The 26,971-nt window shown below is 72.7% G+C and carries 25 protein-coding genes; 11 read left to right on the forward strand and 14 right to left on the reverse strand.

Translation table 11 applies throughout. From position 1 onward, the window contains the following. Positions 1-50 precede the first annotated feature (50 nt). Positions 51-1,544 carry a M1 family metallopeptidase gene (locus AC0B9F_RS07030; RefSeq protein WP_471999356.1) on the forward strand — a complete coding sequence of 498 codons (1,494 nt, stop codon included), beginning with the start codon at positions 51-53 and terminating at the stop codon, positions 1,542-1,544. 195 nt (positions 1,545-1,739) lie between these two features. Here AC0B9F_RS07030 and AC0B9F_RS07035 read toward each other — a convergent pair whose 3' ends face one another. Genes AC0B9F_RS07035 through AC0B9F_RS07045 form a run of 3 tightly spaced genes read right to left on the reverse strand, consistent with a single transcriptional unit; the run spans position 1,740 to position 4,651 of the window. Continuing rightward, positions 1,740-2,657 carry an adenosine kinase gene (locus tag AC0B9F_RS07035; protein WP_471999358.1) on the reverse strand — a complete coding sequence of 306 codons (918 nt, stop codon included), beginning with the start codon at positions 2,655-2,657 and terminating at the stop codon, positions 1,740-1,742. Then, positions 2,654-3,139, reverse strand: a complete 486-nt coding sequence (locus AC0B9F_RS07040; RefSeq protein ID WP_471999361.1) for a macro domain-containing protein — start codon at positions 3,137-3,139, stop codon at positions 2,654-2,656. Before AC0B9F_RS07040 ends, AC0B9F_RS07035 begins: the two co-directional genes overlap by 4 nt. 54 nt (positions 3,140-3,193) lie before the next feature. After that, entirely contained in the window at positions 3,194-4,651 is a 1,458-nt protein-coding gene (locus tag AC0B9F_RS07045) for an amino acid permease (protein ID WP_471999363.1), read from the reverse strand. Between the two features lie 252 nt (positions 4,652-4,903). On the opposite strand from AC0B9F_RS07045, the gene AC0B9F_RS07050 reads away from it, so the two are divergent. Continuing rightward, entirely contained in the window at positions 4,904-5,614 is a 711-nt protein-coding gene (locus AC0B9F_RS07050) for a MerR family transcriptional regulator (protein ID WP_471999365.1), read from the forward strand. A gap of 23 nt (positions 5,615-5,637) precedes the next feature. On the opposite strand, the gene AC0B9F_RS07055 is transcribed toward AC0B9F_RS07050, so the two are convergent. The 4 genes from AC0B9F_RS07055 to AC0B9F_RS07070 all read right to left on the reverse strand — a co-directional run bounded on the left by AC0B9F_RS07055 (position 5,638) and on the right by AC0B9F_RS07070 (position 10,807). After that, positions 5,638-7,854 (reverse strand): 3-hydroxyacyl-CoA dehydrogenase NAD-binding domain-containing protein, encoded by a 2,217-nt coding sequence (locus AC0B9F_RS07055; protein WP_471999367.1) that lies wholly within the window; start codon positions 7,852-7,854, stop codon positions 5,638-5,640. A gap of 42 nt (positions 7,855-7,896) precedes the next feature. After that, positions 7,897-9,111, reverse strand: a complete 1,215-nt coding sequence (locus AC0B9F_RS07060) for an acetyl-CoA C-acetyltransferase (protein ID WP_471999369.1) — start codon at positions 9,109-9,111, stop codon at positions 7,897-7,899. Further along, entirely contained in the window at positions 9,108-10,301 is a 1,194-nt protein-coding gene (locus tag AC0B9F_RS07065; RefSeq protein ID WP_471999371.1) for a CaiB/BaiF CoA transferase family protein, read from the reverse strand. The genes AC0B9F_RS07060 and AC0B9F_RS07065 overlap by 4 nt, the downstream gene beginning before the upstream one ends. 125 nt (positions 10,302-10,426) lie before the next feature. Then, positions 10,427-10,807, reverse strand: coding sequence for an MmcQ/YjbR family DNA-binding protein (locus AC0B9F_RS07070; protein ID WP_471999373.1), 381 nt, complete (start codon positions 10,805-10,807; stop codon positions 10,427-10,429). A 146-nt stretch (positions 10,808-10,953) separates the two neighbouring features. Here AC0B9F_RS07070 and AC0B9F_RS07075 point away from each other — a divergent pair, with 146 nt between their 5' ends. Beyond that, positions 10,954-12,132, forward strand: a complete 1,179-nt coding sequence (locus AC0B9F_RS07075; protein WP_471999375.1) for a saccharopine dehydrogenase family protein — start codon at positions 10,954-10,956, stop codon at positions 12,130-12,132. Positions 12,133-12,163: 31 nt separating this feature from the next. On the opposite strand, the gene mmpA is transcribed toward AC0B9F_RS07075, so the two are convergent. Next, entirely contained in the window at positions 12,164-12,310 is a 147-nt protein-coding gene (gene mmpA / locus AC0B9F_RS07080; RefSeq protein ID WP_471999376.1) for a morphogenic membrane protein MmpA, read from the reverse strand. 165 nt (positions 12,311-12,475) lie between these two features. Between mmpA and AC0B9F_RS07085 the strand changes: the two genes are divergently transcribed. Further along, entirely contained in the window at positions 12,476-12,664 is a 189-nt protein-coding gene (locus tag AC0B9F_RS07085; protein WP_471999378.1) for a hypothetical protein, read from the forward strand. Here the strand turns inward: AC0B9F_RS07085 and AC0B9F_RS07090 are convergent. Then, the gene (locus AC0B9F_RS07090; protein ID WP_471999381.1) at positions 12,625-13,335 is read right to left on the reverse strand and encodes an endonuclease V; all 711 of its coding nucleotides are present in this window, start codon (positions 13,333-13,335) and stop codon (positions 12,625-12,627) included. The genes AC0B9F_RS07085 and AC0B9F_RS07090 overlap by 40 nt on opposite strands. Before the next feature lie 50 nt (positions 13,336-13,385). Between AC0B9F_RS07090 and AC0B9F_RS07095 the strand changes: the two genes are divergently transcribed. Further along, positions 13,386-13,682: a YciI family protein gene (locus tag AC0B9F_RS07095; protein ID WP_471175479.1), complete on the forward strand. Its 297-nt coding sequence runs from the start codon at positions 13,386-13,388 to the stop codon at positions 13,680-13,682. Positions 13,683-13,692: 10 nt separating this feature from the next. Here AC0B9F_RS07095 and AC0B9F_RS07100 read toward each other — a convergent pair whose 3' ends face one another. Together AC0B9F_RS07100 and AC0B9F_RS07105 are read right to left on the reverse strand one after the other, a co-directional pair. Then, positions 13,693-14,022 carry a plasmid stabilization protein gene (locus AC0B9F_RS07100; protein ID WP_471999386.1) on the reverse strand — a complete coding sequence of 110 codons (330 nt, stop codon included), beginning with the start codon at positions 14,020-14,022 and terminating at the stop codon, positions 13,693-13,695. Positions 14,023-14,095: 73 nt separating this feature from the next. Next, positions 14,096-15,214, reverse strand: coding sequence for a WD40/YVTN/BNR-like repeat-containing protein (locus AC0B9F_RS07105; protein WP_471999389.1), 1,119 nt, complete (start codon positions 15,212-15,214; stop codon positions 14,096-14,098). A gap of 274 nt (positions 15,215-15,488) precedes the next feature. On the opposite strand from AC0B9F_RS07105, the gene ssgD reads away from it, so the two are divergent. The 5 genes from ssgD (at position 15,489) to AC0B9F_RS07130 (ending at position 22,961) form a co-directional block, all read left to right on the forward strand. Further along, positions 15,489-15,905: a spore wall synthesis regulator SsgD gene (gene ssgD / locus AC0B9F_RS07110; protein ID WP_471999391.1), complete on the forward strand. Its 417-nt coding sequence runs from the start codon at positions 15,489-15,491 to the stop codon at positions 15,903-15,905. 309 nt (positions 15,906-16,214) lie between these two features. Beyond that, complete coding sequence (locus AC0B9F_RS07115) at positions 16,215-17,837, forward strand: ABC-F family ATP-binding cassette domain-containing protein (protein WP_471999393.1); 1,623 nt, start codon at positions 16,215-16,217, stop codon at positions 17,835-17,837. Between the two features lie 10 nt (positions 17,838-17,847). Next, complete coding sequence (locus AC0B9F_RS07120) at positions 17,848-20,103, forward strand: ATP-binding cassette domain-containing protein (protein WP_471999396.1); 2,256 nt, start codon at positions 17,848-17,850, stop codon at positions 20,101-20,103. Between the two features lie 889 nt (positions 20,104-20,992). Then, positions 20,993-21,769: a dimethylargininase gene (ddaH, locus tag AC0B9F_RS07125; protein ID WP_471999398.1), complete on the forward strand. Its 777-nt coding sequence runs from the start codon at positions 20,993-20,995 to the stop codon at positions 21,767-21,769. Positions 21,770-21,983: 214 nt separating this feature from the next. Next, the gene (locus AC0B9F_RS07130; protein WP_471999401.1) at positions 21,984-22,961 is read left to right on the forward strand and encodes an acyl-ACP desaturase; all 978 of its coding nucleotides are present in this window, start codon (positions 21,984-21,986) and stop codon (positions 22,959-22,961) included. Positions 22,962-23,310: 349 nt separating this feature from the next. Here AC0B9F_RS07130 and AC0B9F_RS07135 read toward each other — a convergent pair whose 3' ends face one another. Next, positions 23,311-23,556 carry a WhiB family transcriptional regulator gene (locus AC0B9F_RS07135; protein ID WP_471999404.1) on the reverse strand — a complete coding sequence of 82 codons (246 nt, stop codon included), beginning with the start codon at positions 23,554-23,556 and terminating at the stop codon, positions 23,311-23,313. Between the two features lie 200 nt (positions 23,557-23,756). Here AC0B9F_RS07135 and AC0B9F_RS07140 point away from each other — a divergent pair, with 200 nt between their 5' ends. After that, positions 23,757-24,542 carry a VOC family protein gene (locus AC0B9F_RS07140; protein ID WP_471999406.1) on the forward strand — a complete coding sequence of 262 codons (786 nt, stop codon included), beginning with the start codon at positions 23,757-23,759 and terminating at the stop codon, positions 24,540-24,542. A gap of 70 nt (positions 24,543-24,612) precedes the next feature. Here AC0B9F_RS07140 and AC0B9F_RS07145 read toward each other — a convergent pair whose 3' ends face one another. Together AC0B9F_RS07145 and ligD are read right to left on the reverse strand one after the other, a co-directional pair. Then, complete coding sequence (locus tag AC0B9F_RS07145; RefSeq protein WP_471999410.1) at positions 24,613-25,656, reverse strand: LacI family DNA-binding transcriptional regulator; 1,044 nt, start codon at positions 25,654-25,656, stop codon at positions 24,613-24,615. Between the two features lie 255 nt (positions 25,657-25,911). Further along, positions 25,912-26,952: a non-homologous end-joining DNA ligase gene (gene ligD / locus AC0B9F_RS07150; RefSeq protein ID WP_471999412.1), complete on the reverse strand. Its 1,041-nt coding sequence runs from the start codon at positions 26,950-26,952 to the stop codon at positions 25,912-25,914. Between the last annotated feature and the right edge of the window lie 19 nt (positions 26,953-26,971).

Below are 26,971 nucleotides of genomic sequence, written 5' to 3' on the forward strand. Positions count from 1 at the left end.
GGACTCAATAGGGTCGAACGAACTTCGGTCCCCTACGACTTGGAGCTTTCGTGCACCGCAGAATCATCGCGCCGGGCGCACTGGCCGCCGCCTCCGTCCTGCTGGCGATCCCGGCATCGGCGGCGGGCTTCTCCCCCGGCGCCCCGGGCATCGGCGACCCCTACTACCCGGCCTACGGCAACGGCGGATACGACGTCTCCCACTACGACCTGAGGCTGAAGTACCAGCCGGCCACCGACGAGTTGGAGGGCACGGCGACGATCCTGGCGCGGACCACGCAGGATCTGTCGCGGTTCGACCTGGACTTCCTGCTGGACGTGAGCGAGGTCCGGGTCAACGGGGCCAAGGCCTCCTTCACCACGTCCGGCGAGCACGAGCTGGTGATCACGCCGAGGACGCCGCTGCCGAAGGGGACGGCGGTCACCGTCGTCGTGCGCTACAGCGGGGTGCCGTCGTCGAAGAAGGCGTACGGCTTCACGAGCTGGCACCGCACCCCGGACGGCGGCATCGGGGCGAACGAGCCGGAAGCGGCCTGGTGGTGGTTCCCGAGCAACGACCATCCGCTGGACAAGGCCACCTACGACGTGTCGGTACTCGTGCCCGACGGGACGCAGGCCCTGTCCAACGGCACCCTGCAGTCGACGAGTTCCAAGCTCGGCTGGACGCGGTGGAACTGGCGCGAGAACAAGCCACAGGCCACGTATCTGGCCACCTTGGCGCTGGGCAGGTTCGACATCACCACGTCCACCTCCGAGGGCGGCGTCCCCGTCGTCAACGCCTACAGCAAGGACCTCGGCGACAACGACGGCGCGGCGCGGGCGAGCGTGGAGCGCACCGGGGAACTCGTCGACTGGCTGAGCGGCTACTTCGGCCCCTACCCGTTCTCGTCGGCGGGCGGCTATGTGCCCAACACGACCACCGGGTACGCGCTGGAGACCCAGACCCGCGTCTACTACAGCCCGCGGCAGTTCGCGAACGGCGCCAACACCTCCGTCGTCGTGCACGAGCTGGCCCACCAGTGGTGGGGCGACAGCGTGTCGCTCAAGAGCTGGAAGGACATCTGGATCAACGAGGGCTTCGCGCGGTACGCGCAGTGGCTGTGGTCGGAGCACGAGGGTGAGGGCACCGCGCAGGAGCTCGCGGACTACACGTACGCCTCGCACCCGGCCGACGATCCCTTCTGGACCGTGAAGCCGGGCGACCCGGGCCCGGACAACCAGTTCGACACCGCGGTCTACGACCGGGGCGCGCTGGCCATCCAGGCGCTGCGCAACGAGGTCGGCGACGACGCCTTCTTCAGGATCCTGAAGGGCTGGCCGCAGCGGTACGCCTACGGCAACGCGTCGGTGGCCGACTTCCAGCGCTACGCCGAGCAGGTCTCCGGCAAGCCGCTGGCGGCCCTCTTCGACACCTGGCTGTACGAGCCGGTGAAGCCGAGCGCGCCCGCGGCCCACGCGAAGTCGTCGGCGCGCACCACGACGGCTCCGGCCCAGCCGAAGTCGTGGAAGAAGATCGCCGCGACGAACGAGGTGCACGGGCACTGAGCGCACGGCGGAGGCCGGCACGGCAGGCGTGACGCCGGGCCGGCCGGCCGGCGCGGGGCGGGTGACGCCGGGCCGGCGGGCCGACGCGGGGTGGGTGCCGCCGGGTCGGCGGGCCCGACGCGGGGTCGGCGGACCGGCGCCGGGCGGGTGACGCGGGGTCGGCCGGTCGACGCGGGGCGGGTGACACCGGGACGGCTAGCCGGTGACGGGTTCGGCCTCGGCCGCACGGGCCAGGAGTTCGGTGCGGCCGAGGGGGGACGTGCGGGTCGCCGGGACCGTGCAGGCGTGGGCGCCGGCCAGCGTGCCGTAGAGGGCGCAGCGCCGGGGTGGCTCGCCGTTCAGGAAACCGAAGAGGAAACCGGCGGCGAAGGCGTCGCCCGCGCCGTTGGAGTCCACCACCGGTGCGGGCGGCGCCGCCGCGGGTATGCGGGTCAGCGTGCCGTCGGCCAGCACGTGGGCGCCCTCCGCCCCGGCCGTCGCGACCGCGAGGCGGGCCCGGCCCTTGTCGGCGATGCGGCGCAGGGTGCGCTCCGGGTCGGTCAGCGCGGCAGCGGACAGGAAGACGATGTCGGCGCCGAGGGCGAACGGCTCGTGGTAGGGGTTCTCGCCGTCCCAGTCGTGCAGGTCGGTGGAGATGGTCACGCCGGCCGCGCGCAGCACCGGCAGGGCGTCGGCGCACGGCTGGGTGATGCACACGTGCGCGTGCCGGGCGGTGGCGGCGAGGCCGCGGACGGTGTCCTCGGGCAGCCGGTCGCCGGGGCGGCTGCGGCTGGTGTCGTACAGCGACAGGCCGCGGCCGTCCGGGCCGACCAGGTTCACCGCGCGTTTGGTGCCGGCCGGCTGCGGAATCGCGGTGAGCGCGATGCCGTGCTCGCGGTGCAGGGCGCGCACCAGGTCGCCCTCCGGGTCGTCACCGAGCAGATCGGCGTGGTGGACGGCGAGGCCCAGGGCGGCCAGGCCGAGCGAGACGAAGTCGCCGGTCTGCCCGGCGCGGGTGCGGATACCGGAGTCGATCATGTAACTGTCGGCATACGGCAGCGGCAGCTCGGGCACCTGGACGATCGTGTCCACCCCGGCCCCGCCCAGCACGAGAACGTCGAGGTCCCGGCTCACTGCGCCTCCCCGTGGTCGTACACCGTCACGGCGACTTCCCGCTTCACCAGCCGCTCGATGATCAAGGGCTCCACGCGGGACCACCGTCCGCCGGCGAGGCCGCAGCCGATGCGGGGCATGTGGACGGACGCTCCGAGGCCGAGGGCCTGGTCCGCGACGCGGGTCAGCGCCGCGTCGATGGCCTCGTAGCGGACCGGGACGCCCTTGCTGCCCGTCCGGGTGCCCCGCTGGCCGATCATGTTGGCCACCCAGACCTGCCGCTCGACCTGGACGAATTGCACGGAGCCGAGACCGAAGTCGTTCGCCGCGCGGTCGCGGTGCCAGGCGCGGTAGGCCTTCTCCGGCTCCGGCCAGCGCCGCGAGAGCGCCAGCACGAAACCCTTCCCCCAGCCCCCCATGTCGTTGCAGACGTGGGCGATCAGCTTGACGCCCTTGACCGGCGGCGCGGTGGCGTCACCCCGGACATATGCGATCTCCGACATGACGCCACCCTAGGGGGTGCCACTGACAGTGCCGCTGACAGTGGCCATGGCCTGCTACTGCGTGACTTCGCGCTCCGCGTTCTGGGCCACGCGGCGGCGGACGGCGAACCAGCCGGCGACCAGGAGCACCCCGATCGCGGGGATCAGCAGCAGCGTCTTGCGGCCGACGTCGGGGTCGTTCCACATCATGCCGAGGCAGGCCAGCAGGAACGCGACCGTGGCGATCTCGGTGACGGGGCTCCCCGGCAGACGGAAGTGCGGCCGGGTGACCAGGCCCGCCTTGGCCCGGCGCACGAAGACCAGGTGGCAGATCATGATGATCACCCAGGTGCTGATGATGCCGAGGGAGGCCACGTTCAGCACGATCTCGAAGGCCTGGCTCGGGACCAGGTAGTTCAGCCCCACACCCAGCACGCAGATGCCGCAGGTCAGCAGGATGCCGCCGTAGGGCACCTGGCTGCGGCTCATGACGCGGGTGAACTTCGGCGCCGAGCCCGCCATCGCCATGGAGCGCAGGATGCGGCCCGTGGAGTACAGACCGGAGTTCAGCGAGGACATGGCCGCGGTCAGGACGACGAGGTTCATCACGTCGCCGGCCGCCGGCACGCCGATCTTCGACAGCACGGTCACGAAGGGGCTCTGGTCACCGGAGTACACCGACCCTGGCAGCAGCAGCGCCAGCAGCACGACGGAGCCGACGTAGAACAGGCCGACGCGCCACATGATCGAGTTCACCGCGCGCGGGACGATCTTCTCCGGCTCGGAGGTCTCGCCGGCCGCGACGCCGACCAGCTCCAGCGCGGCGTAGGCGAAGATCACGCCCTGCATCACCAGGACGACCGGCATCACGCCGTGCGGGAAGACGCCGCCGTGGTCGCTGATCACGCTGAGGCCGGGCGTGTGACCGCCCACCTTGTGCTGGGTGGCCAGCAGGAAGATGCCGATCAGCATGAAGGCGACGAGCGTGACCACCTTGATGATCGAGAACCAGAACTCCATCTCGCCGAAGATCTTCACCGAGATCAGGTTCACGGTGAGCACCACCGCGAGCGCGATCAGCGCCAGCACCCACTGCGGGACGGGCGTGAACAGACTCCAGTAATGCGTGTACAGCGCGATCGCGGTGATGTCGGCGATACCGGTCGTCGACCAGTTCAGGAAGTACATCCAGCCGGCGACGTACGCGCCCTTCTCGCCGAGGAACTCGCGCGCGTACGACACGAAGGATCCCGAGGAGGGGCGGTAGAGGACCAGCTCGCCCAGCGCGCGCACCACGAAGAAGGCGAAGACGCCGCAGACGAGGTAGGCCAGCGCGAGGGCGGGGCCCGCGTTGTGCAGCCGGCCGCCGGCGCCCAGGAAGAGGCCGGTGCCGATCGCGCCGCCGATCGCGATCATGTTGACGTGGCGGTGCTTGAGGTCCTTGCTGTAACCGGCGTCGCCCGCGTCCGCGGGCGTAGCGGTCGCCGCGGGGTGTGCGGCGGCCTGTGCCGTGTGCACGGCTTCCTTGCTCACGGGTGGTTCCACTCTCTGGTGCGGCCCGAGCGGGTTGCCCTCGGGACTCGTACGTGGCTCGGCCCGCACCACCCCCTCACGGCACAGACCAAGGCAGCAGCTTCCCAGGTGGATCACTTCTCATGCGATGGTCCATGTCACAGAGCGGTTCTTCTCACATGGGGTTCACACCTCGTTCACCAGGGCGGACGACCGGTCCGCTCTTCGCCCGACGGGTGTCACAGCACCGGTGAGACAGTGATACTGCTGCACATGACGACCACCGAGGAGCCGACCCTCACGATCGACGAGCTGGCCGCCCGCGCGGGCGTCACCGTCCGCACGGTCCGTTTCTACAGCACCAAAGGTCTGCTCCCGCCGCCGGTGCTGGGCCCGCGCCGGGTCGGCCGCTACGGCGCCGGTCATCTCGCCCGGCTGGCGCTGATCGAGGAACTGCAGCGACAGGGCATGACGCTCGCCGCGATCGAGCGGTATCTGCGGCAGCTCCCGGCCGACCTGAGCGCCCGCGACCTCGCCCTGCACCGGGCGGTGGTGGCGTCCTGGGCGCCGGACACCGTGGAGTCGGTGAGCCGGGAGGAGCTGGAGCGGCGGGCGGGCCGCGTGCTCGGCGACGAAGAGCTGCGGCGGCTGACGGCCATGGACGTGGTCGCGCCGGACGGAGCGCAGGACGGTGACGCGTTCCGCGTCGACGCCGGGCTGCTGCGGCTCGGCGTCGAGCTGCTGGACGTACCGCTGTCGCAGGAGACGGTGCTCGCCGCCCGCACCGCGCTGATCGAGCACTCCCGCGCGGCCGCGCGGGAGCTGTCGGGGCTGCTGCGGGCCGCGGTCGCCGACCGCGGCCCGCAGGACGTGAAGTCGCTGTCCGCCCATATGCACCCGCTGGTGGTGCAGGCCCTGCTCACCACCTTCCAGCGGTCCCTGCGGGAGGAACTGCGGGAGTGGCTGGACAGCGCCGACGAGTGATACGGCGGCTGCGATACGGCCGCTCAGCGCCCGTCCGTGAAGGTCTCCCCCTTCTCCGCCTTGTCCACCAGCAGCGCCGGCGGCGTGAAGCGCTCGCCGTAGCGCTCGGCCAGCTCACGCGCGCGTGCCACGAAGCCGGGCAGACCACCGTCGTAGCCGTTGATGTACTGCAGCACGCCGCCCGTCCAGCCGGGGAAGCCGATGCCGAGGATCGAGCCGATGTTGGCGTCGGCGACCGAGGTGAGCACCCCCTCCTCCAGCAGCCGGACGGTGTCCAGCGCCTCGGAGAACAGCATGCGCTCCTGCATGTCACGGAAGGGGATCTCGCGCCCCTCCCGCGTGCTGTGCTTGCCCGGGGTGCGACCCCCGGAACCCCCGAAGTGCTCGCGCAGGCCCGGCCACAGGCGCAGCCGCTTGCCGTCCTCGCCGTACTCGTAGAAGCCCGCGCCGCCGCTGCGGCCGGTGCGGCCGAACTCGTCGACCATGCGGTCGATGACGGCCTCGGCCGGGTGCGCCGTCCAGGTGCCGCCCGACTCCTCCACGGCACGCTTGGTCTCGCTCCGGATCTTGCGCGGCAGGGTCAGCGTCAGGTCGTCCATCAGGGACAGCACCTTGGCCGGGTAGCCGGCCTGGGCCGCGGCCTGCTCGACGGACGCGGGCTCGATGCCCTCGCCGACCATGGCCACACCCTCGTTGATGAAGTGCCCGATGACCCGGGAGGTGAAGAAGCCGCGCGAATCGTTGACGACGATCGGCGTCTTGTTGATCTGCCGGACCAGGTCGAAGGCGCGGGCGAGGGCCTCGTCGCCGGTGCGCTCGCCCTTGATGATCTCCACCAGGGGCATCTTGTCGACCGGTGAGAAGAAGTGCAGACCGATGAAGTCGCCCTGCCGCTCCACGCCCTCGGCGAGCGTGGTGATGGGCAGCGTGGAGGTGTTGGAGCACAGCAGCGCGTCCGGCGCGACGACGGACTCGATCTCCTGGAACACCTTGTGCTTGAGCGCGGTGTCCTCGAACACGGCCTCGATGACGGCGTCGCAGCCCGCGAGGTCGGCGGCGTCGGCGGTGGGCGTGATGCGGGCGAGCAGCGCGTCGGCCTTCTCCTGCGTCGTACGGCCCTTGGCGACGGCCTTGGCGCACAGCTTCTCGGAGTAGCCCTTGCCCTTGACGGCGGCTTCCAGGGCGACGTCCTTGAGGACGACGTCGATGCCGGCGCGGGCGCAGGAGTAGGCGATGCCGGCGCCCATCATGCCGGCGCCGAGCACGGCGACCTTGCGGACCGTGCGCGGCTCGACGCCCTTGGGCCGGTTGGCGCCGGAGTTGACGGCCTGGAGGTCGAAGAAGAACGCCTGGATCATGTTCTTCGAGGTCTGGCCCGCGGCCAGTTCCACGAAGTAGCGGGCCTCGATGATCTGCGCGGTCTCGAAGTCGACCTGGGCGCCCTCGACGGCGGCGGCGAGGATGTTGCGCGGGGCCGGGTAGGGGGCGCCGCCCGTCTGCTTGCGCAGACTCGCGGGGAAGGCGGGCAGGTTGGCGGCGAACTTCGGGTTCGACGGGGTGCCGCCGGGGATGCGGTAGCCGGGGCGGTCCCAGGGCTGCTGGGACTCGGGGTGGGCGTCGATGAAGGCGCGGGCCCGCGCGATCAGTTCCTCGCGGCTGTCGACGACCTCGTCCACGAGGCCGTTGTCGAGGGCGCGGCGCGGGCTGTACTGGGTGCCCTGGAGGAGGACCTTCAGCAGGGCGTCGGTGATGCCGAGCAGCCGGACGGTGCGTACGACGCCGCCGCCTCCGGGGAGCAGGCCGAGGGTGACCTCCGGGCAGCCGATCCTGGAGCCGGGGGCGTCCAGGGCGACGCGGTGGTGGCAGGCCAGCGCGATCTCGTAGCCGCCGCCCAGGGCGGCGCCGTTGAGCGCGGCGACGACGGGCTTGCCGAGGGTCTCGATGCGGCGCAGGTTGCGCTTGATGGCCATGCCGCCGTCGAAGAGGTCCTGGGCGGTGTCGGGGGTGACGCGGATGAGGTCGCGCAGATCGCCGCCGGCGAAGAAGGTCTTCTTGGCGGAGGTGACGATGACGCCGCGGATCGAGTCCTTCTCGGCCTCCAGGCGGTCGGCGACCGCGCCGAGCGAGTCGCGGAACGCCTGGTTCATGGTGTTGGCGGACTGGTTCGGGTCGTCGAGGACGAGGGTGACGACACCGGTGTCGTCCTGTTCCCAGCGGATGGTGGTGGGCTCAGTGCTCATGGAAGCTGCTCCGTGATGGTCCGTGGTGATCCGTTGGGAAGGTCAGATGCGCTCGACGACGGTGGCGACGCCCATGCCGCCGCCCACGCACAGGGTGGCGAGGCCGTAGCGCTTGTCCTGGCGCTCCAGTTCGTCGACGAGGGTGCCGAGGATCATCGCGCCGGTCGCGCCGAGCGGGTGGCCCAGCGCGATGGCACCGCCGTTGACGTTGACCTTGTCCAGCGACAGGCCCATGTCCTTCACGAAGCGCAGCACGACCGCGGCGAACGCCTCGTTGATCTCGACGAGGTCGATGTCGTCGATGGTCAGCCCGGCCTTGGCGAGGGCCTTGCGGGTGGCCGGGGCGGGGCCGGTGAGCATGATGGTGGGCTCGGAGCCGGACACCGCGGCGGAGACGATCCGGGCGCGCGGGGTGAGGCCGTACCGCTCGCCGACCTCCTTGGAGCCGATGGCGACGAGGGAGGCGCCGTCGACGATGCCGGAGGAGTTGCCCGCGTGGTGGACGTGGTCGATCTGCTCCACCCAGTGGTACTTCTGCAGCGCGACGGCGTCGAAGCCGCCCAGTTCGCCGATGTCCGCGAAGGACGGCTTGAGCTTGGCGAGGGAGTCGGCGGTGGTGCCCGGGCGCAGGTGCTCGTCGTGGTCGAGGACGACGAGGCCGCTGCGGTCCTTCACGGGCACGACGGACCGCTCGAAGCGGCCCTCCTTCCAGGCGGTGGCCGCACGCTCCTGGGACAGCGCCGCGTACTCGTCGACGTCCCGGCGGGTGAAGCCCTCGATGGTGGCGATGAGGTCGGCGCCGATGCCCTGCGGCACGAAGTTGGTGGCGAGGTTGGTCATCGGGTCGTTGAACCAGGCGCCGCCGTCGGAGGCCATCGGCACCCGGGACATCGACTCCACGCCGCCCGCGAGGACCAGGTCCTCCCAGCCGGAACGGACCTTGGCGGCGGCCAGGTTGACCGCCTCCAGACCGGAGGCACAGAAGCGGTTCTCCTGCACGCCGGCGACCGTGTCGGGCAGGCCGGCGGCGATCGCGGCGATCCGCGCGATGTCGGAGCCCTGGTCTCCGACCGGACCGACCACGCCGAGCACGATGTCGTCGACCGCCGCCGGGTCCAGGCCCGGGAAGCGGGCGCGGATCTCGTGGATGAGGCCGACGACCAGGTCGACGGGCTTCGTGCCGTGCAGGGAGCCGTTCGCCTTGCCGCGTCCGCGCGGGGTGCGGATCGCGTCGTACACGTACGCTTCGGTGCTCACGAGGAGGCCTTTCGCTGAGGGTGGGAGGACGGCGGGGGCAGCAGTTCGGGTACGTCCCAGTCGCGGGCCACGTCGGCGGTGTCGGCGCCGGGCCGCGCGGGGCCGCTGCGGACGGTGGTCGGCGTCGCGGAGAAGCGGGGCGCCGGGGCCGGCTGGGTGATGCCGCCGTGGTCGGTGAAGGTGGAGCGGGCGGCGAGGTGGGGGTGGTGCGGGGCCTCGCGGAGCGAGAGCACGGGCGCCACGCAGGCGTCGGAGCCCTCGAAGACGGCCGTCCACTCGGCTTGGGTGCGGGCTGTGAAGCGGGCGGCGACCGCCTCGCGCAGTTCGCCCCAGCGAGCGGCGTCGTGCCGGGCCGCGGCGTCGCCTTCGAGGCCGAGCAGGTCCGTGAACGCGTCGTAGAACCGCGGCTCGAGCGCGCCCACCGCCATGTACCGGCCGTCGGCGGTCTCGTAGGTGCCGTAGAAGGGGCAGCCGCCGTCGAGGAGGTTGGCGCCGCGCCGGTCCTGCCAGCCGCCGGCCGCGAGCATGCCGTGGATCATCGCCGACAGATGGGCGGTGCCGTCGACGATCGCGGCGTCGACGACCTGCCCGGTGCCGTACGCTCGCGCGTGGTGCAGTGCGGCGAGGAGGCCGACGACGAGGTAGAGGGAGCCGCCGGCGTAGTCGCCGAGCAGGTTGGCCGGCGGCGGGGGCGGCTGGTCGGGGCTGCCGATCATGCCGAGGGCGCCGGTGACGGCGATGTAGCCGATGTCGTGACCGGCGCGGTGGGCGAGGGGGCCGTCCTGGCCCCAGCCGGTCATGCGGCCGTAGACCAACTTGGGGTTGCGGGCGTGGCAGGGCTCGGGTCCCACGCCGAGGCGCTCGGCGACGCCGGGGCGGTAGCCCTCGATGAGGAGGTCGGCGCGGGCGGCCAGGGCGAGGACGCGCTCCGGGCCGTCGGCGGCCTTCAGATCGACCACCACCGAGCGCTTGTTGCGGTTGGTGACGTCGTACGCCGGGTCGATCCCGAGGCCGGGGCCGCCGGGCCGGTCGACGCGGACCACGTCGGCGCCGAGGTCGGCCAGGAGCATGGCGGCGAACGGGCCGGGGCCGATGCCGGCCAGCTCCACCACGCGCACGCCGGTCAGCGGCCCGGGCCCGGGCGCCGTCGGTACCGGACCGTCGGCGGGCGTCGTCGGTGCCGTGGCCATCCAGCCCCCTCGCTGTGACACAACCGATGTAACACCAGTGATGCTAAGAATGTGTTCCACCGGGCACAAGACCCGGGCGAGCAAGCGCTTAGCCAATTATGGACAGGATGCGACGGGAGTGCGGCTCACCCGGCGTCCAGCTCGGTGACGAGCCGCTTGGGCGCGATGGTGCGGTAGCTCTCCTCCACCCAGTCGCACAGCAGTTCGGCGGCCGGGGCGCCGGGTTCCTCCAGCGGGATGCGCACCCAGCCCGCTCTGCCCAGGCCGTACCCGGCCGGCTCGCCGCCCGGGGAGGTCAGGGCATGCGTGTGGGCCGACTCGTCCGTGAGCTTCACGGTCAGCGCCGGGGGGTAGCTGCCGTCGTCGACGCCGAGGAAGGCGAACACCTTCCTGTTCACCTTGACGACCGTCTCACCCCAGGGGAACTCCTCGGCCGCACCCGGCAGGGAGAGGGCGAACGCGCGTACTTTCTCCCACTTCCTGTGGGCACTTCTGGCCACAGCCATCCGTCACCTCCGGCCTCGCCGTCCGCTCGCGCACTCCTCACGCTAGCCTCGGCCACCGACAGCGGCGCGGCCGAGCGAACCGACGGCAGGCTGCCGAACGAATCGAGGGGTGTCATGAGCAGGCTGCCGAACGAGGCGAGGGTGTCATGAGCAGGCCGACCAGGACCGACCGTCCGTACGACATCGTGCTCTTCGGAGCCACCGGCTTCGTCGGGACGCTCACCGCGGAGTACCTCGCCGCGCACGCGCCCGGCGACCTGCGCTGGGCCGTGGCGGGACGCGACACGTCGAAACTGGAGCGGCTGCGGGAGCGGCTGCCCGGCGGCGAGCGGATCGGGGTGCTGCGGGCCGACGTCGCCGACGCGGCGTCGCTGCGGGAGCTCGCCGGGCACGCGCGCGTGGTGGCGACCACGGTCGGGCCGTACATCCGTTACGGCGAGCAGCTCGTCGCCGCCTGCGCGGAGGCCGGCACCGACTATCTCGACCTCACCGGCGAGCCGGAGTTCGTGGACCTGATGTACGTCCGGCACGACGCACGCGCGCGGGAGACGGGTGCGCGCCTGGTGCACGCGTGCGGCTTCGACTCGGTGCCGCACGATCTGGGGGTGCTGTTCACAGTGGGGCAGCTGCCGCCGGACGTGCCGCTGACCGTGGACGGATTCGTGTCCGTCGACGCGGCCTTCTCGGGCGGCACGCTGGCCTCGGCGCTGAACCAGTTCGCTCGCGGGCGGCAGATGCTGGCGGCTGCCCGGGACCGCGCGCGGCACGAGCCGCGGCTGGTGGGCCGCCGGGCCACCGCCCCGATCGGCGTGCCGCACTACGCGCGCGAGATCGGCGCGTGGGCGCTGCCGCTGCCGACCATCGACCCGCAGGTCGTCCAGCGGTCGGCGCGCTCCCTGGACCGCTACGGTCCCGACTTCCGCTACCGCCACTACGCGGCCGTGCGCCGGCTGCCGGTCGCGGCCGGCGGGGTCGCCGCGGTGGGCGCGGTCGCGGTGGCCGCGCAAGTGCCGCCCGCGCGGCGCTGGTTGTCGGACCGGGTGCGGCCGGGCGAGGGACCGGACGCCGAGAAGCGGGCCCGCAGCTGGTTCCGGGTGCGTTTCGTCGGCGAGGGCGGCGGCCGGCGCGTCTTCACCGAGGTGTCGGGCGGCGACCCCGGCTACGGCGAGACCGCGAAGATCTTCGCCGAGGCGGCCCTGTCGCTGTCCTGCGACGACCTGCCGCCGACGTCCGGGCAGGTCACCACGGCGGTGGCGATGGGCGAGGCGCTGACCGAACGGCTCCGGGCCGCGGGGATCGTCTTCCGGGTCGCGGCGCACCGCTGAGGCGCGCGGCCGGTCCGGGCCCGGCGGCGCCCTACAGCGTCCAGGTCGCCACCGTGTAGATCATGGCGCAGATCCAGGCGAGGCCGGCGAGCGCGCCGAGGACGAGCGCGGCGTTCACCGCGCGCTCGACGGGCCGGGCGGGCTGGGTGCGGGGCCTGGGTGCGCGATGTGCCGTCATACGGGTCAGCCTTCCGGCCGCCGGGCCGCGGCACATCCGTACGCGTACTCAGCCCGCGTACTCAGGTGCACCCCGCTTTGAGACTTTCACCGGCGACAGGGCAGCCGTCCCGGCCTTGCCATCGGCGAAAGTCTCACCGGGCACGTCAGTGAAACGATGGACGGCATGAAGTTCCTTCTCGACATCACCCTGGACGAGGCGGCGAGCAGCGAGGACAAGGCGCGGGAGCTGAGCCGGATGCTGCGGTACTGGGCCGGCAACGTCCACCACTACCCGCTGGAGACCGGCGACGGGGCGGCCGTGTACGACTCGGCCTACAAGGAGGTGGGCGCCTGGCGGGTCGTCGCCTCCTGAAGCGCCCGGCGGCACAGCGCGTCGGCCCGGCGGGTCGTCTCCGGCAGCCGGTAGGCCGGTGTCAGCGCCAGCGTGTGCGCGCAGGCGCCGGCGAGGCTCACGCGGTGGCCAACGGACACGAAGACCGGCTTGACGCCGTCGCGGGTGCGCAGTGCCCGGCCCACCTCCTCCTGCCCGGCCAGCAGCGGCGAGGAGGAGCCGCGCGGCGCGTCCGGCTCGTCGTGGGTGAAGGTGAACGGGTTCTTGGCGACGCCGATGGTGGGCAGCCCGGTGAGCACACCGAGGTGGCTGGCGAGCCCGAAGCGGCGCGGGTGGGCGAGGCCGTAGCCGTCGCAGACGACCAGCCCGGGCGGGCAGGGCAGGGCGGCGAGGGCGGCCAGCACCGTGGGCATCTCGCGGAAGGCGAGCAGCCCGGGCACGTAGGGGAAGGAGACCTGGCCGACGGCGGTGGCCTCGGCGACGACGCCGAGGGTCGCGGCGTCCAGGACGACGGCCGCAGCGGCGACGACGTCGCGTTCGTCGTCGTAGGCCACGTCGACGCCGGTGACGTGGCCGGTGCCGGGCAGCGGCCCCGGCTCGTCGAGCACCACCCGCGCGCGCAGTCGGTCCTGCACGGCCCGGGCCTCTTCCTCGGTCGCGGGCCAGCCCGCCGGGATGCGTACGGTCGTCATGATGGCCCTGAGCCTACGGTGCCGCGGCGGCCCGGCGTAGGCTCCTGATCATGTTCGTGATGGAGCTGATCTACACCGCCCCGCTCGAGGCCGTCGACGCCGTCCTGAAGGACCATGTCGTGTGGCTGGACGAGCTGTACGCCCAGGGCCACGTCCTGGCCTCCGGACGCAAGGAACCCCGCGATGGCGGGGTGATCATCGCCGTCGCGGGGGACCGCGCGCAGATAGAGGCGATCGCCGCGGGCGACCCCTTCGTCGCCGCGGGCGTCTGCGAGTACCGCATCACCGAGTTCATCGCCACCAAGACGGCGCCGGAGCTGGAACGCCACCGCGAGACCCTCGGCTGAGCGGTACCGCTCACTTGCCGAGGGCGCGCTGCAGCTCGCTCTTGTTCATGTTCGAACGGCCGGAGATGTCCCGGCGCTTGGCCTCCTCGTACAACTGGTCATAGGTCTGGCCCTGGGAGCCCTGGCCCTTGCCGGACCGCTGGCCGCCCCGCTTGCCGGACGACATGTCCTTGGTGGAGGTGCGGCTGGCGGTCTTGGACTCGCCGGAGCGGGCGCGTTCCTTGTTGACGGTCCGTGCGGCCATCTCCTTGGCGCGCCCGGTGCTCGCGCCGCGTTCCTCGGCGCTCTCCTTGATGTGTTCGTACTGGCGTTCCCGCTTGGGGCTGGAACCGCGTGGCATGTGCGTTCACTTCCTTCCGGATGCGGTCCCCGAGTACCCCCATTGGACCCGAATCCGCTCTCCGGGGCCTGTTTCAGGGCTCCATGCGGGCCACGCGCCCCTGCTCGCCCGCGGCCCAACACGCCCGGTCCGCCGTGCAGTCCACGGTGTCGTACGACCCGGTGTCGACGATGCGCCAGGTGCGCCCGCCGTCGGTGGTGAGGTCGGTGCCGGTGGGCCCGACGGCGAGGGCGGCGCCGCGGCTGTGCGGGAGCCAGGCGGCGCCCGAGCGGTAGGCGGGCGGCGGCCGGTCGGCCGGGCGCCAGGTGCGGCCGCCGTCGGCGGTCACCGCGGCGGCGAGCGGGGAGGACTGCTCGGGGCGGTAGTCGCCGCCGACGGCCAGTCCGTGGGCGCGGTCGCGGAAGGCGAGCGCGAAGACGCCGCGGGCCGGGTCGCCGGCCGGGACGGGGGCGTCGGCGGCCGTCCAGGTCAGGCCGCGGTCGGCGGAGTGCAGCACGCGCGCGTGGGCGGCTCCGCCGGTGGCCAGCCAGACGTCCTTCGGGCCGGAGGTGACCAGGCACTGGCCGCTCGCCGCGAACCCCGCCTCGCCGTCGAGCGCGGCGGGCATGCCGCGCGCGGGCAGCACCGTCCAGGAGCGGCCGCCGTCACGGGTGGACAGGATGCGGAACCGCCCGTCGACGGGGTCGCTCATCGCCAGGCCGTGCCGGGGGTCGAAGAAGGCCAGGCAGTCGTAGAAGGCCTTCGGGTCGGTGTTGCGGAAGGACTCCGTCCAGGTCACGCCGCCGTCCTCGGTGCGGTACACGCGGGACGCCTCGCCCTCGCCGATCGCCAGCACGACGGCCCGGCGCGCGTCGAACGCCTCCACATCGCGGAACTGCAGCTCGCCGGCGCCCGGCGGGGAGACGTTGCGCCAGCTCGCCCCGCCGTCGGTGGTGCGCAGCACGGTCCCCCCGGTGCCGGCCACCCACGCGGTGTACCGGTCCACGGCCGCCAGCCCGCGGAAGCGGACGCTGGGCGCACCGGTGTCCTTGACCGCCCAGTGCGGCGTCCGGTGCTGCGGCCCGTGCGGCGTCCGGTCCGTGCCGTCGTGCGCCTGTGCCGGGACGGCCGCCAGCGCGGCGAGCACCGCGGCGCACAGCGTCGCCGAGGCGGTGCTGCGGCCCGGGCGCCCCTTGGGTCCCTTGCTCCTCATGGCCCTCGCGATCCTCATGGCGGGCGAAGCTAGCCCACCACCCCGGTGCCGTCCAGAGCACCTCCCGCCCCAACTGGCCTCGCCCGCACGCCGGAAGCAGTCGGCCACCGGCCCGCACAGAAGCAGTCGGCCACCGCGGTGCATGAAGGCGGTGACAGAGGTCACTCGCTCTGTGTGTGCACGGATCGGCCGGTTCCGTCGTCTCTTGAGGTGACCGGCCTCATCCACCTCCTGCGTCCGTCCATCCGTCCAGCCGTCCCAAGGGAGCCAGGCGTTGTCCACCGTCATCGAGCAGCCCGTTCAGGCGCGTCTCGTCGCCGCCGCGCCCCGGATGCCGAACATCCCCGCCACGCTGCACTACGACCGCCGGGACCCGTTCGCGGTCCGGATGACCTTCCCCGCGCCGGCCACCCTGGAGGGCGTGGAGGTCTGCTGGACCTTCTCCCGTGAGCTGCTCGCGGCCGGCCTGGAGGGCCCGGAGGGCCACGGCGACGTCCGGGTGCGGCCGTACGGCTTCGACCGCACGGTCCTGGAGTTCCACGCCCCCGAGGGCACCGCCGTCGTCCATGTCCGCACCGGTGAGATCCAGCGCTTCCTGCGGGCCACGAGCGAGCTGGTGCCGGTGGGCCTTGAGCACCTGCAGCTCGACCTGGACCACGGCCTGGCGGAGCTGATGCGGGACGCCTGCTGAGCGACGTACGCGCGCGTGGGCGTACGGTGGCCGTTTAATTCGTTGACAGCCCCACACCCTGCTCCCTACGCTGGACAGCGGTCCTGTTGCCGTCGATTGGAGAAGGACGTTGCTCGTCTGAGGTCCTGAGACACCGCGCCCCACCCGTCAGGTGTGTGCGTAGCGTGCGACCTCGGCATACGAGCCGTCCCCCGGCACAGGGCTTCGCTGTTCCCCTCGCGCCGTTCCGGATTCTCAGCGGTTGCCGTCTCGCGGTGTCTCGATATGCGTTTGTCCCTTCCTTCCGCATACGAGCAACCGCGAGGCCCCATGTCCGTATCCCTCACCTGTACCTCCCTGTCCTTCGCCTGGCCGGACGGCACGGTCGTCTTCGACGGCCTGGACGCGTCGTTCGGCCCCGGCCGCACCGGGCTGGTCGGCGTCAACGGGTCCGGGAAGTCCACCCTGCTGAAGCTGATCGCCGGGGAGCTGGCCCCCACCGGCGGCGCCGTGCGCGTCGCCGGGGAGATCGGCCATCTGCCGCAGAACGTCACGCTCGACACGGCGCTGCGCGTCGACCAGGCGCTCGGCATCGCCGCGCAGCGTGCCGCGCTGCACGCCATCGAGGCCGGTGACGCCGCCGAGGAGCACTTCGAGACCATCGGCGACGACTGGGACGTCGAGGAGCGCGCACTCGCCACCCTCGGCGAACTCGGCCTGGGTCACGTCGCGTTGGACCGCACCATCGGCGAGGTCTCGGGCGGCGAGTCCGTGCTGCTGCGGCTGGCCGCGCTGCTGCTGCGCCGACCGGAGGTGCTGCTGCTGGACGAGCCCACCAACAACCTCGACCTGTACGCCCGCCGTCGGCTGTACGCGGCCGTGGAGTCCTGGCCGGGCGTGATGGTCGTGGTGAGCCACGACCGCGAACTGCTGGAGCGGGTCGACCGGATCGCCGACCTGCGCGGCGGGGAGATCGCCTGGTACGGCGGCAGCTTCTCCGCCTACGAGGAGGCGCTCGCCGTCGAGCAGGAGGCCGCCGAGCGCATGGTGCGCGTGGCGGAGACCGACCTGCGCAAGCAGAAGCGCGAACTGGTCGACGCCCAGGTCAAACTGGCCCGCCGCAAGCGGTACGGGCAGAGGATGTGGGACCAGAAACGCGAGCCGAAGATCGTCATGGGGGCGCGCAAGCGCGCGGCACAGGAGTCCGCGGGCAAGCACCGCATCATGCACGAGGAGAAGCTCGCCGAGGCCAGGGAGCGGCTCGACGAGGCCGTGGAGGCCGTACGGGACGACGACGAGATCCGCGTCGAGCTGCCGTACACGGCCGTACCCCCCGGCCGCGGCGTGCTGACCCTGCGGGACCTCCGGCTGGCTTACGGCGCGCGCGTCGAGGGCGGCTTCGATCTGCACGGTCCCGAGCGGATCGCGCTGATCGGGCGCAACGGCGCCGGCAAGACCACGCTGCTGCGCACGATCGCCGGGGAACTCGCGCCGGTGTCGGGCGAGGCGACGGCGCATGTGCCGCTGCGATTCCTGCCGCAGCGCCTCGACGTCCTGGACGACGAGCTGACCGTCGCCGAGAACGTGGCCCGGTTCGCGCCGGGCGCCACCAACAACCGGATCCGGGCGCGGCTCGCCCGCTTCCTGTTCCGGGGCGCCCGCGCCGACCAGACGGCGGCCACGCTGTCCGGCGGCGAGCGTTTCCGCGCGGCCCTGGCCGCGTTGATGCTCGCCGAGCCCGCCCCGCAGCTGCTGCTGCTGGACGAGCCGACGAACAACCTCGACATGGCGAGCGTCCGTCAGCTCACCACCGCGCTGGAGTCCTACGAGGGCGCGCTGATCGTGGCCGGCCACGACCTGCCGTTCCTGGAGTCGATCGGCATCACCCGCTGGCTGCTGCTCGACGGCGAACTGAAGGAAATCACGCCAGAAGCTGTCGGGTATCCCGCCTAGCGTCGCTGTCATGCGCGACTACATCACCCTCACCGGAGCCAGGGAGAACAACCTCAAGGACGTCGCCCTCCGCATCCCGAAAGGCCGGCTGACCGTGTTCACCGGCCTTTCGGGATCGGGCAAGTCGTCGGTCGTCTTCGACACGATCGCCGTGGAGTCGCAACGCCAGCTGAACGAGACGTACACCTGGTTCGTGCGCAACCGGCTGCCCAAGTACGAGCGCCCGCGCGCGGACTCCATCGAGGACCTGTCCCCCGCCATCGTCGTCGACCAGCGGCCGGTCGGCGGCCACTCGCGGTCCACCGTCGGCACGATGACCGACGTCTACGCGGTGATCCGGGTGCTGTTCTCCCGGTGCGGCACCCCGAGCGCCGGCGAGGCGACGGCGTACTCCTTCAACGACCCCTCCGGCATGTGCCCCGAGTGCCACGGGCTGGGCCGCACGGTACGGCCCGCCTGGGACCGCATCCTCGACCCGGCCCGCTCCCTCGCCGGCGGTGCGATCCTCTTCCCGCCGTTCGCCGCGGGCACCTGGCAGGGGCAGACGTACACGAACACGGCGGACCTGGACGTGCACAAGCCGGTCGGCGAGTTCACCGACGCCGAGCGGGAGTTCCTGCTGCGCGGGCGCGGCACGCGCATGAACGTCGACAACACCGGCGGATCGCGGGACATCGGCTACGAGGGCCTGGCCGACCGCTTCGAGCGGCTGTACCTGAACCGGGACCTGTCCGCGCTGAGCACCCGCACCCGCGAGACGGTGGAACGCTTCCTCACCGAGGACACCTGCCCGCGCTGCGCGGGCGCCCGCCTCAACGAGGCCGCGCTGGCCACCCGGATCCGCGGCCGGTCCATCGCGGACTGCACCCGGATGCAGGTGAGCGACCTCATCGCCGTACTGAAGGAACTCGACGACGATCCGCTCGCCGCGCCGATCGCGCGGGCCGCCGTCACGGCGCTGGAGCGGATCGAGGCGATCGGCCTCGGTTATCTCAGCCTCGACCGGGAGACGGCGACACTGTCCGGGGGCGAGGGGCAGCGGCTGAAGACCGTGCGGCACCTGGGCTCCAGCCTCACCGGGATGACGTACATCTTCGACGAGCCCAGCGTCGGGCTGCACCCGCGCGACGTCCACCGTCTCGGCGACCTGCTGCTGCGGCTGCGCGACAAGGGAAACACCGTGCTGGTCGTCGAGCACGACCGGGACGTCATCGCGCTGGCCGACCACGTCGTCGACATGGGTCCCGGGGCCGGCACGGAGGGCGGGCGCGTGGTGTTCGAGGGCACGCCGCGTGCGCTGGCCGCGGTGCCGACGGCGACCGGGCGCGCTCTGCTGCGCCGTACGACGCTCAAGCCGCGGGTGCGGCGGGCGGGCGGCGGACTGTGGGTGAAGGGCGCGCGCCGGCACAACCTGCGGGAGGTGACGGTGGAGTTCCCGACCGGGGTGCTGACCGCGGTCACGGGGGTTGCCGGGTCGGGGAAGTCGACCCTGGTGGCGGAGTTCACCGCCGCCCACCCGGAGGCCGTGGTGGTCGACCAGTCGTCGATCGGGATCTCCGCGCGGTCCACACCGGCGACGTATCTGGGGATCATGGACACGGTACGACGGCTCTTCGCGAGGGCGACGGGCAGCGAGCCGGGCCTGTTCAGCTTCAACTCCACGGGCGCCTGCCCGGCGTGCGAGGGGCGCGGGGTGCTGTACACGGACCTCGCGTTCATGGACCCGGTGACGACCACGTGCCCGGACTGCGCGGGCCGGCGCTTCCGGGAGGAGGTGCTGCGGCTGACGGTGGGCGGCCGCTCGATCGCCGACGTGCTGGCGATGACGGCCGAGCAGGCGCTCGGTTTCTTCACCGACGGCGCGGTGCGGCGGCGCCTGCACGCGCTGCACGACGTGGGCCTCACCTATCTGCCGCTCGGGCAGCCGCTGTCCACGCTGTCCGGCGGCGAACGGCAGCGGCTGAAGCTCACGACCCGCCTGCACCGCACCGGCACCGTGTACGTGCTGGACGAGCCCACGACCGGCCTGCACATGGCGGACGTGGACGGGCTGCTCGCGCTGCTGGACCGGCTGGTGGACGGCGGCAACACGGTCGTGGTCGTCGAGCACAGCCTGGACGTGGTGGCCCACGCCGACTGGGTGATCGACCTGGGCCCGGACGGCGGCCGCGACGGCGGCCGGATCCTCTTCGAGGGCACCCCACGGCAGTTGCTCACCGACCGCACCTCGATCACGGCGGAGTACCTGCGAAGGGCGACGGGCTGACGACGGGGACGGCGCGGCGTGGGGGCGGGCTGACGGCGCGGACGGCGCGGCGGCGGGGACGGGCTGACGGCGCGGTGCCGGGGCCGGGCTGACGACGGGGACGGCGCGGCGGCGGGGCCGTGAAGTTCCCCGCGGGCCCCGGGGTCCCCGGTCCCTGGGGCGGGTTCGGGGGCCCGGGGGTGGTCCGGGCTGCCGGAGACTGCTGTGGGGACGGGCGAGGGCGTGGTCCAGGCGGCCGGCCGGGGGCCGGCGCCGGGCCGTGCTCAGGTTGGCTGGGGCGGCCGGGAGGCCAGCGGGGCAGGACGGTCGAGGTAGCGCCCGAAGGCCGTCGAGGCGAGTTCCACGGCGGCCGGAGACGGCTGAGGACCGGCCAGGATGGCCGGAACCTTGGACGGCCCGGGTGCGGCGAGGCGGCCGGGAAAGGCCCGGGCGTCCGCGCGTGACCCGGGAGGGGTCGGGTGGCCCGGAGGGGCCCGCGTGGCCCGGATGCTGCCGCGTGGCCCGGGTTAGGTCGGGTGGCCCGGGTGGGGTCGGGTGGTCCGGGTGGGGCCGCGTCGCCCGAATGAGGCCGCGTGGCCCGGGTGAGGCCGCCTGGCCCGGGTGGGGCCGCGTGGCCCGGACAGGGCCCGAGGCGCCGAGGGGCTGGTCCAGATCGGCGAGCGGGGCCGGAGGCGGCTCGGGCGACGGCCGGGTGCGGTCCCCGACGGCCGTGCGCCGGGAGGCGGGACGGGCGGGCAGGCGGGGCGCGGCGTGTGGGGCGTATCGGGGTTACGCCCTGGTAACCCCTCCCCACCCGGGGTTTCGCCGAGTGCGCCTCGCCCTGCATCATGGCGGACCGGTGCCCCATCATGGCCCTGTGGAATCACCCGCCGATACGGAGACCGCGCTCGTGCCCAGCAAGAAGGCCCTCGTCCGCCGCCCCAGCCCCCGCCTCGCCGAAGGCCTGGTGACGCACATCGCGCGGGAAAAGGTGGACGCCGAGCTGGCCGTCGAGCAGTGGGAGGCCTACGTCGCCGCGCTCGGCGCGCACGGCTGGGAGACGATCGAGGTCGACCCGGCCGACGACTGCCCGGACTCCGTGTTCGTCGAGGACACGGTGGTCATGTACAAGAACGTCGCGCTGATCACCCGCCCCGGCGCCGAGTCCCGCCGTCCGGAGACCGCCGGCGTCGAGGAGGCCGTGGCGCGGCTCGGCTGCTCGGTGAACTGGATCTGGGAGCCGGGCACGCTGGACGGCGGCGACGTGCTCAAGATCGACGACACGATCTACGTCGGCCGGGGCGGGCGCACCAACGCGGCCGGGGTGCAGCAGCTGCGGGCCGCTTTCGAACCGCTGGGCGCGCGCGTGGTCGCCGTACCCGTGAGCAAGGTGCTGCATCTGAAGTCGGCGGTGACCGCGCTGCCGGACGGCACGGTGATCGGGCACATCCCGAAGGTGGACCGGCCGGCGCTGTTCCCGCGGTTCCTGTCGGTGCCGGAGGAGTCCGGCGCGCACGTGGTGCTCCTCGGCGGCGCGAAGCTGCTGATGGCGGCGAGCGCACCGAGGACCGCGGACCTGCTCACCGATCTCGGTTTCGACGTGGTCGCGGTGGACATCAGCGAGTTCGAGAAGCTGGAGGGTTGTGTGACTTGCCTCTCGGTACGGTTGCGGGAACTGTATGCGTGACAGGTGACGGCGTCACCCGTTCGGCCCCGGGATCTGCGAGTTCCGGGGCTGCGATGCATCCCCGGCGGGCCGGGCGCAGCCATCCTGATCAGCATTGTTTACGAGGCCCTTAACCTACGGTTACGTAACCTACGGAGTCGTAGCCTACGATTCCGTAAGTTCCGGTGCCGCACCGCCGGAGGCTTCCGCTCCGTTACGTCCCCCTGGAGTATCCGTGACGATCACCTCGCCCCACCTCGGCAGTTCCGCCGCCTGGACCGACGCCCGGCTGCTGTACGCACTCGAGGAAGTGGTCGAGAAGGAACTGAACCGGCATCTGCAGGTCGCCAAGGACTGGATGCCGCACGAGTACGTGCCGTGGAGCGACGGCCGTAACTTCCCCGGTCTCTTCGAGGACGGCGAGGCCTGGGACAAGGAGCAGTCCAAGGTCACCGAGATCGGCCGGATCGCGCTCGTGGTGAACCTCCTGACCGAGGACAACCTGCCGAGCTACCACCACGAGATCGCCACGCTCTTCGGCCGGGACGGCGCCTGGGGCACCTGGGTGCACCGCTGGACGGCCGAGGAGGGCCGGCACGGCATCGTGATGCGGGACTACCTGCTCGCCTCGCGCGCGGTGGACCCGGACAAGCTCGAGCAGTTCCGCATGGCGCACATGAGCGAGGGCTTCGAGTCCGACAACCGGCACTCGATGCTGCACTCGGTCGCGTACGTCGCCTTCCAGGAGCTGGCCACCCGGATCTCGCACCGCAACACCGGCCACCAGTCCGGTGACCCGGTGTGCGACCGCATGCTGGCGCGCATCGCCACCGACGAGAACTTGCACATGGTCTTCTACCGCAACCTGCTCAAGGCGGCCTTCGACATAGCGCCGGACCTCACCATGCAGGCGGTGCGGGACGTGGTGGTCGACTTCCGCATGCCCGGCCACGGCATCCCCGGCTTCGAGCGGGCCGCGGCGCAGATGGCGATCGGCGGCGTGTACAACCTGCGCATCCACCACGACGACGTGATCCAGCCCGTCCTGCGCCACCTGAAGGTCCTGGAGATCGACGGCCTCGGCCCCGAGGGTGTGAAGGCCCAGGAGGAACTCGGCCTCTACCTGGACGGCCTGAACGACGAGGCGACGAAGTTCGACGAGAAGCTGGCGGCGCGCCGGGCACGGCTGGCCGCCCGCGCCGCGGGCGCCTGACACACCCGATGTGACACGGCGGGTCCCCGGCCGGTGCAGGCCGGGGCCGACCCCGGTGCGGGCCAGGCGAATTGCCGGTGGGTTCCGGGCCGTCCTGCGGCATCATGTCGTCGGCTCAGATGGCCCCGGACGAGCGGACGCGGCGCGTCCGCGACGATCCGGGCCCGGGCCGGGAGCGCGACCGGACGACCTGATCCGGAACCGGCGTGTGCGCCGGAGCACGGCGTACGACTGCCTCTGCGCTGCGGCCGGGCGCGCCCGAGGATCTCATCGGCAGGGCCCCCCGCGAGCCGTACCGATTTTCGATTCCCCCGGCGGGGACGTGCCGTGCGGTGGACTGGACGGCCGGTCACGGAGCGGTGCGGCGCAGGGCCTGGCGTTCCTTCTCGGACATCCCGCCCCAGACGCCGAAGCGCTCGTCGTGCTCCAGGGCGTGGTCCAGGCAGGCGGAGCGGATCGGGCACAGGCCGCAGATGCGCTTGGCCTCGCGGACGGAGCTGCCGGGCTCGGGGAAGAAGAAGTCGCCTCCGGTCTGCGCGCACAGCGCCTCCTGCTGCCAGGCGAGTTCGGGCATGACGATCGTGTCGATGTACATGGCCGAGAGCGTGCCGTGCGGCGCAAAACGTTCGATCAACGCCGGATCAACGCCTCCCCCAGACCTCCGGCCACCCGATGATGCCCCCGTCGCCCGGTGGCGCGCACGGCGGCGCGCGGGACGGTGTTGCGGCGGCGATTGTCAGTGGGCGGTGCAAGACTCGGCAGAGCAGACAACGGGACCTTCGAAGGAGGGTGACGATGCTCACCACCCGTTTCGTCAACGGCGCTCCGAACTGGATCGACGTCGGCACGGCCGACCTCGAGGGCGCCACGCGCTTCTACGGCGCCCTCTTCGGCTGGCGGTTCCAGCCGGCGGGGCCCGACGCCGGTGGCTACGGCTTCTTCCAGCTGGACGGGAAGACCGTCGCCGGCGGCATGCAGGTCACCCCTGAGCAGGGCCCGCCGGCCTGGACGGTGTACTTCCGAAGCGGGAACGCCGAAGCCACCGCGAAGGCCGCCGAGCAGGCGCACGGCAGCGTGCCGTTCCGTCCCGTGGACGTGATGGGCGAGGGCACCATGGCGGTTCTCGCCGACCCGGCCGGGGCCCGGTTCGGGCTCTGGCAGCCGGGGCGCACACAGGGCGTCGACGTGGCCGGTGAGAGCCGTTCCCTGACCTGGGTGGAGCTGTACACGGCGGACATGGCCGCGGCGGCCGCCTTCTACCACGCGGTACTGGGCCTGGAGACCTCGGCGGTGCCCTTCCCCGGGGGCACGTACACCTGTGTCAATCCGGCCGAGGGCGGCGAGGACGCCATGTTCGGCGGGATCGTCGCCCTGGCGGACGACCCGTCGGAGACGGAGGCGCACTGGCTGCCCTACTTCGAGGTGCCGGACGTGGACACGGTCGTCGCCACGGCGCAGCAGCTGGGCGGGACGGTAGGGGTGCCGGCCATGGACGTGGAGGGCGTCGGCCGGATGGCCAGGCTGGCCGACCCGTACGGGGCCCGGTTCGCGGTGATCAAGAGCGCCCAGCGGCAGGAGTGACGGCCGCGCGCGGCCCCGCGCCCGCCGCGTCCCGCCTGTTCCGCTGTCGCCCCTGTCCCGCCTGCCCCGCCTACGCCGACGCGCGGCGCACCAGTGTCGTGGGCAGCACCACGCCGGGCGACCCGTCCACCGCACCGGCCGGCGTCGCGGCGCCGGCGCGGTCCGGACCGCCCAGCAGCAGGCGGGCCATCAGCCGGCCCATCTCCTCGATGTCCTGACGGACCGTCGTCAGCGGCGGGTCGGTCTGCTCGGCGACGGTGACCATGTCGTCGAAGCCGATGACGGCGACGTCGTCGGGGACCCGCCGCCCGTGCTCGCGCAGCACGCGCAGCGCGCCGGCGGCGCTGAGGTCGTTGCCGGCGAAGACGGCGTCCAGGTCGGGGCAGCGGTGCAGCAGCGTGCGCATGGCGCGCTCGCCGCCGGCCGCGGTGAAGTCGCCCTCGGCGACGAGGGAGGGGTCCGGATCGCCCAGCGCGTCCCGGTAGCCGTCGAGGCGGTCCGCCGCCGACGTCTGGTCGAGGGGCCCGGTGATGTGGGCGACGCGGCCGCGGCCGAGGGCGAGGAGATGGCGGACGGCCGCTCGGGCGCCGCCCCGGTTGTCGCTGTCGACGTAGAAGGCGCTGCGGTCGCCGTCGCGCCAGCCCGGGCGGCCGCCGAACACCGTGGGGACGCCGGCGTCGTGGATCAGGCCGGGCAGCGGATCGTCGAGGTGCAGCGAGAAGACGAGCGCCCCGTCGACATGGCCGCCGGCGAGGTAGCGGGCGACGCGTGCGTGGTCGTCGCGTCCCTCGGTGAGCAGCAGCACGAGCTGGTTGTCGTGTGCGGTCAGCTCCCGGCTGATGCCGCGCAGTTGCAGCGCGAAGAAGGGGTCGGCGAAGACGCGGGTCTCGGGTTCGGCGATGACGACGGCGACGGCGTCGTGCCGCCGGGTGACCAGGCTGCGGGCGGCCTGGTTGGGGACGTAGCCGAGTTCGTCGACGGCGCGCCGGACCCGCTCCACGAGGTGCGGTCTGACCCCGTCGCCGCCGTTGACCACCCGGGACACCGTCGCCCGGGACACCCCGGCCCGCGCGGCGACGGCCTCCAGCGTGGGGCGCGGGGCTGTCTGGGTCACGTCGGGCTCCTCGGCGGCGGGCTGCGGCCCAGGATAGCCCCGGGCGCGGCGCGGACGGAGGTGCAGCCGCCTCGTCCAGGCCGGCGAGGCGGGCCCGGAGCGGGGCGCCCGCCGCACCCGGCACCCGTGCGGGACCGATGGTCAGTGCAAGGGTGTGGCCGCTGGGGCCGAGCCGCTGGAGGACACGGCCGGCTGAGCCGGGCGGGCGCGCGAGAGCACGACCGCCTGGGCCGGGGCGCTCACGTGCGCGGCCGCCTAGGAGGGTGTGCCGGTCTCGTCCGTCGGCTGTACGCGGCGGGCGCGGCTCGGCTGGACCCGCTTGGGCTCGCCCGGCATCTTCGGGTACTCGGGCGGATAGGGCAGGTCGCCGAGGCCGTGGTCGTGCTCGTCCTTCGTCGCCAGGTCGAGCAGCGCCTCCAGGGAGTAGCGGTGGTCGTCCATGTCGGCGTGGACGTCGCCGAGTTCGGCGAAGCGGGCCGGCATCGTCACGAGGTCGAAGTCGCGCGGGTGGGCGACGCCGACCTCGTCCCAGCGCAGGGGCGCCGAGACAGGGGCGTGCGGGCGGGGCCGTACGGAGTATGCGGAGGCGATGGTGCGGTCGCGGGCGGTCTGGTTGTAGTCGATGAAGATGCGCTCACCGCGCTCCTCCTTCCACCACTTGATGGTGACCTGCTCGGGCATCCGGCGTTCCATCTCCCGGCCCACGGCGATCGCGGCGCGGCGCACCTGGGTGAAGGTCCAGCGCGGTTCGATGGGCACGAAGACATGCAGGCCACGGCCTCCGGACGTCTTGGGGAAGCCGCGCAGGCCGCCGAACTCGTCGAGCACGGCGCGCAGTTCGTGGGCGGCGCGGGCCGCGTCGTCGTAGTCGGTGCCGGGCTGCGGGTCGAGGTCGATGCGCAGTTCGTCGGGGCGGTCGACGTCGTCGCGGCGTACCGGCCAGGGGTGGAAGGTGAGCGTGCCGTACTGCGCGGCCCACAGCACGGCGGCCTCCTCGGTGGGGCACATCTCGTCGGCGCTGCGGCCGCTGGGGAAGGTGATGTGAGCGGTGGGGATCCAGTCGGGCATGCCCTTGGGGGCGCGCTTCTGGTAGAACCACTCGCCGGTCACGCCGTCCGGGTAGCGCTCCAGCGTGGTGGGGCGGTCGCGCAGGGCGCGCAGGATGCCGGGGCCGACGGCCTGGTAGTAGCGGGCGAGGTCCAGCTTGGTGAAGCCGCGCTCCGGGAAGAAGACCTTGCCGGGGTTGGACAGCCGTACGGTCCTGCCGCCCGCTTCGAGTTCCACCGCGTCACCCATGCGGCCACGGTAGGCGCAG

The sequence above is a fragment of the Streptomyces sp. NPDC097129 genome (assembly GCF_055668065.1).

Excerpts from the sequence above, each read along its gene's own strand:
- AC0B9F_RS07040 (WP_471999361.1), bottom strand. The coding sequence starts at position 3,139 with ATGTCGGAGATCGCATATGTCCGGGGTGACGCCACCGCGCCGCCGGTC.
- AC0B9F_RS07050 (WP_471999365.1), top strand. The coding sequence starts at position 4,904 with ATGACGACCACCGAGGAGCCGACCCTCACGATCGACGAGCTGGCCGCC.
- AC0B9F_RS07055 (WP_471999367.1), bottom strand. The coding sequence starts at position 7,854 with ATGAGCACTGAGCCCACCACCATCCGCTGGGAACAGGACGACACCGGT.
- AC0B9F_RS07065 (WP_471999371.1), bottom strand. The coding sequence starts at position 10,301 with ATGGCCACGGCACCGACGACGCCCGCCGACGGTCCGGTACCGACGGCG.
- AC0B9F_RS07070 (WP_471999373.1), bottom strand. The coding sequence starts at position 10,807 with ATGGCTGTGGCCAGAAGTGCCCACAGGAAGTGGGAGAAAGTACGCGCG.
- AC0B9F_RS07075 (WP_471999375.1), top strand. The coding sequence starts at position 10,954 with ATGAGCAGGCCGACCAGGACCGACCGTCCGTACGACATCGTGCTCTTC.
- mmpA (WP_471999376.1), bottom strand. The coding sequence starts at position 12,310 with ATGACGGCACATCGCGCACCCAGGCCCCGCACCCAGCCCGCCCGGCCC.
- AC0B9F_RS07085 (WP_471999378.1), top strand. The coding sequence starts at position 12,476 with ATGAAGTTCCTTCTCGACATCACCCTGGACGAGGCGGCGAGCAGCGAG.
- AC0B9F_RS07090 (WP_471999381.1), bottom strand. The coding sequence starts at position 13,335 with ATGACGACCGTACGCATCCCGGCGGGCTGGCCCGCGACCGAGGAAGAG.
- AC0B9F_RS07095 (WP_471175479.1), top strand. The coding sequence starts at position 13,386 with ATGTTCGTGATGGAGCTGATCTACACCGCCCCGCTCGAGGCCGTCGAC.
- AC0B9F_RS07100 (WP_471999386.1), bottom strand. The coding sequence starts at position 14,022 with ATGCCACGCGGTTCCAGCCCCAAGCGGGAACGCCAGTACGAACACATC.
- AC0B9F_RS07105 (WP_471999389.1), bottom strand. The coding sequence starts at position 15,214 with ATGAGGAGCAAGGGACCCAAGGGGCGCCCGGGCCGCAGCACCGCCTCG.
- AC0B9F_RS07115 (WP_471999393.1), top strand. The coding sequence starts at position 16,215 with ATGTCCGTATCCCTCACCTGTACCTCCCTGTCCTTCGCCTGGCCGGAC.
- AC0B9F_RS07120 (WP_471999396.1), top strand. The coding sequence starts at position 17,848 with ATGCGCGACTACATCACCCTCACCGGAGCCAGGGAGAACAACCTCAAG.
- AC0B9F_RS07135 (WP_471999404.1), bottom strand. The coding sequence starts at position 23,556 with ATGTACATCGACACGATCGTCATGCCCGAACTCGCCTGGCAGCAGGAG.
- AC0B9F_RS07140 (WP_471999406.1), top strand. The coding sequence starts at position 23,757 with ATGCTCACCACCCGTTTCGTCAACGGCGCTCCGAACTGGATCGACGTC.
- ligD (WP_471999412.1), bottom strand. The coding sequence starts at position 26,952 with ATGGGTGACGCGGTGGAACTCGAAGCGGGCGGCAGGACCGTACGGCTG.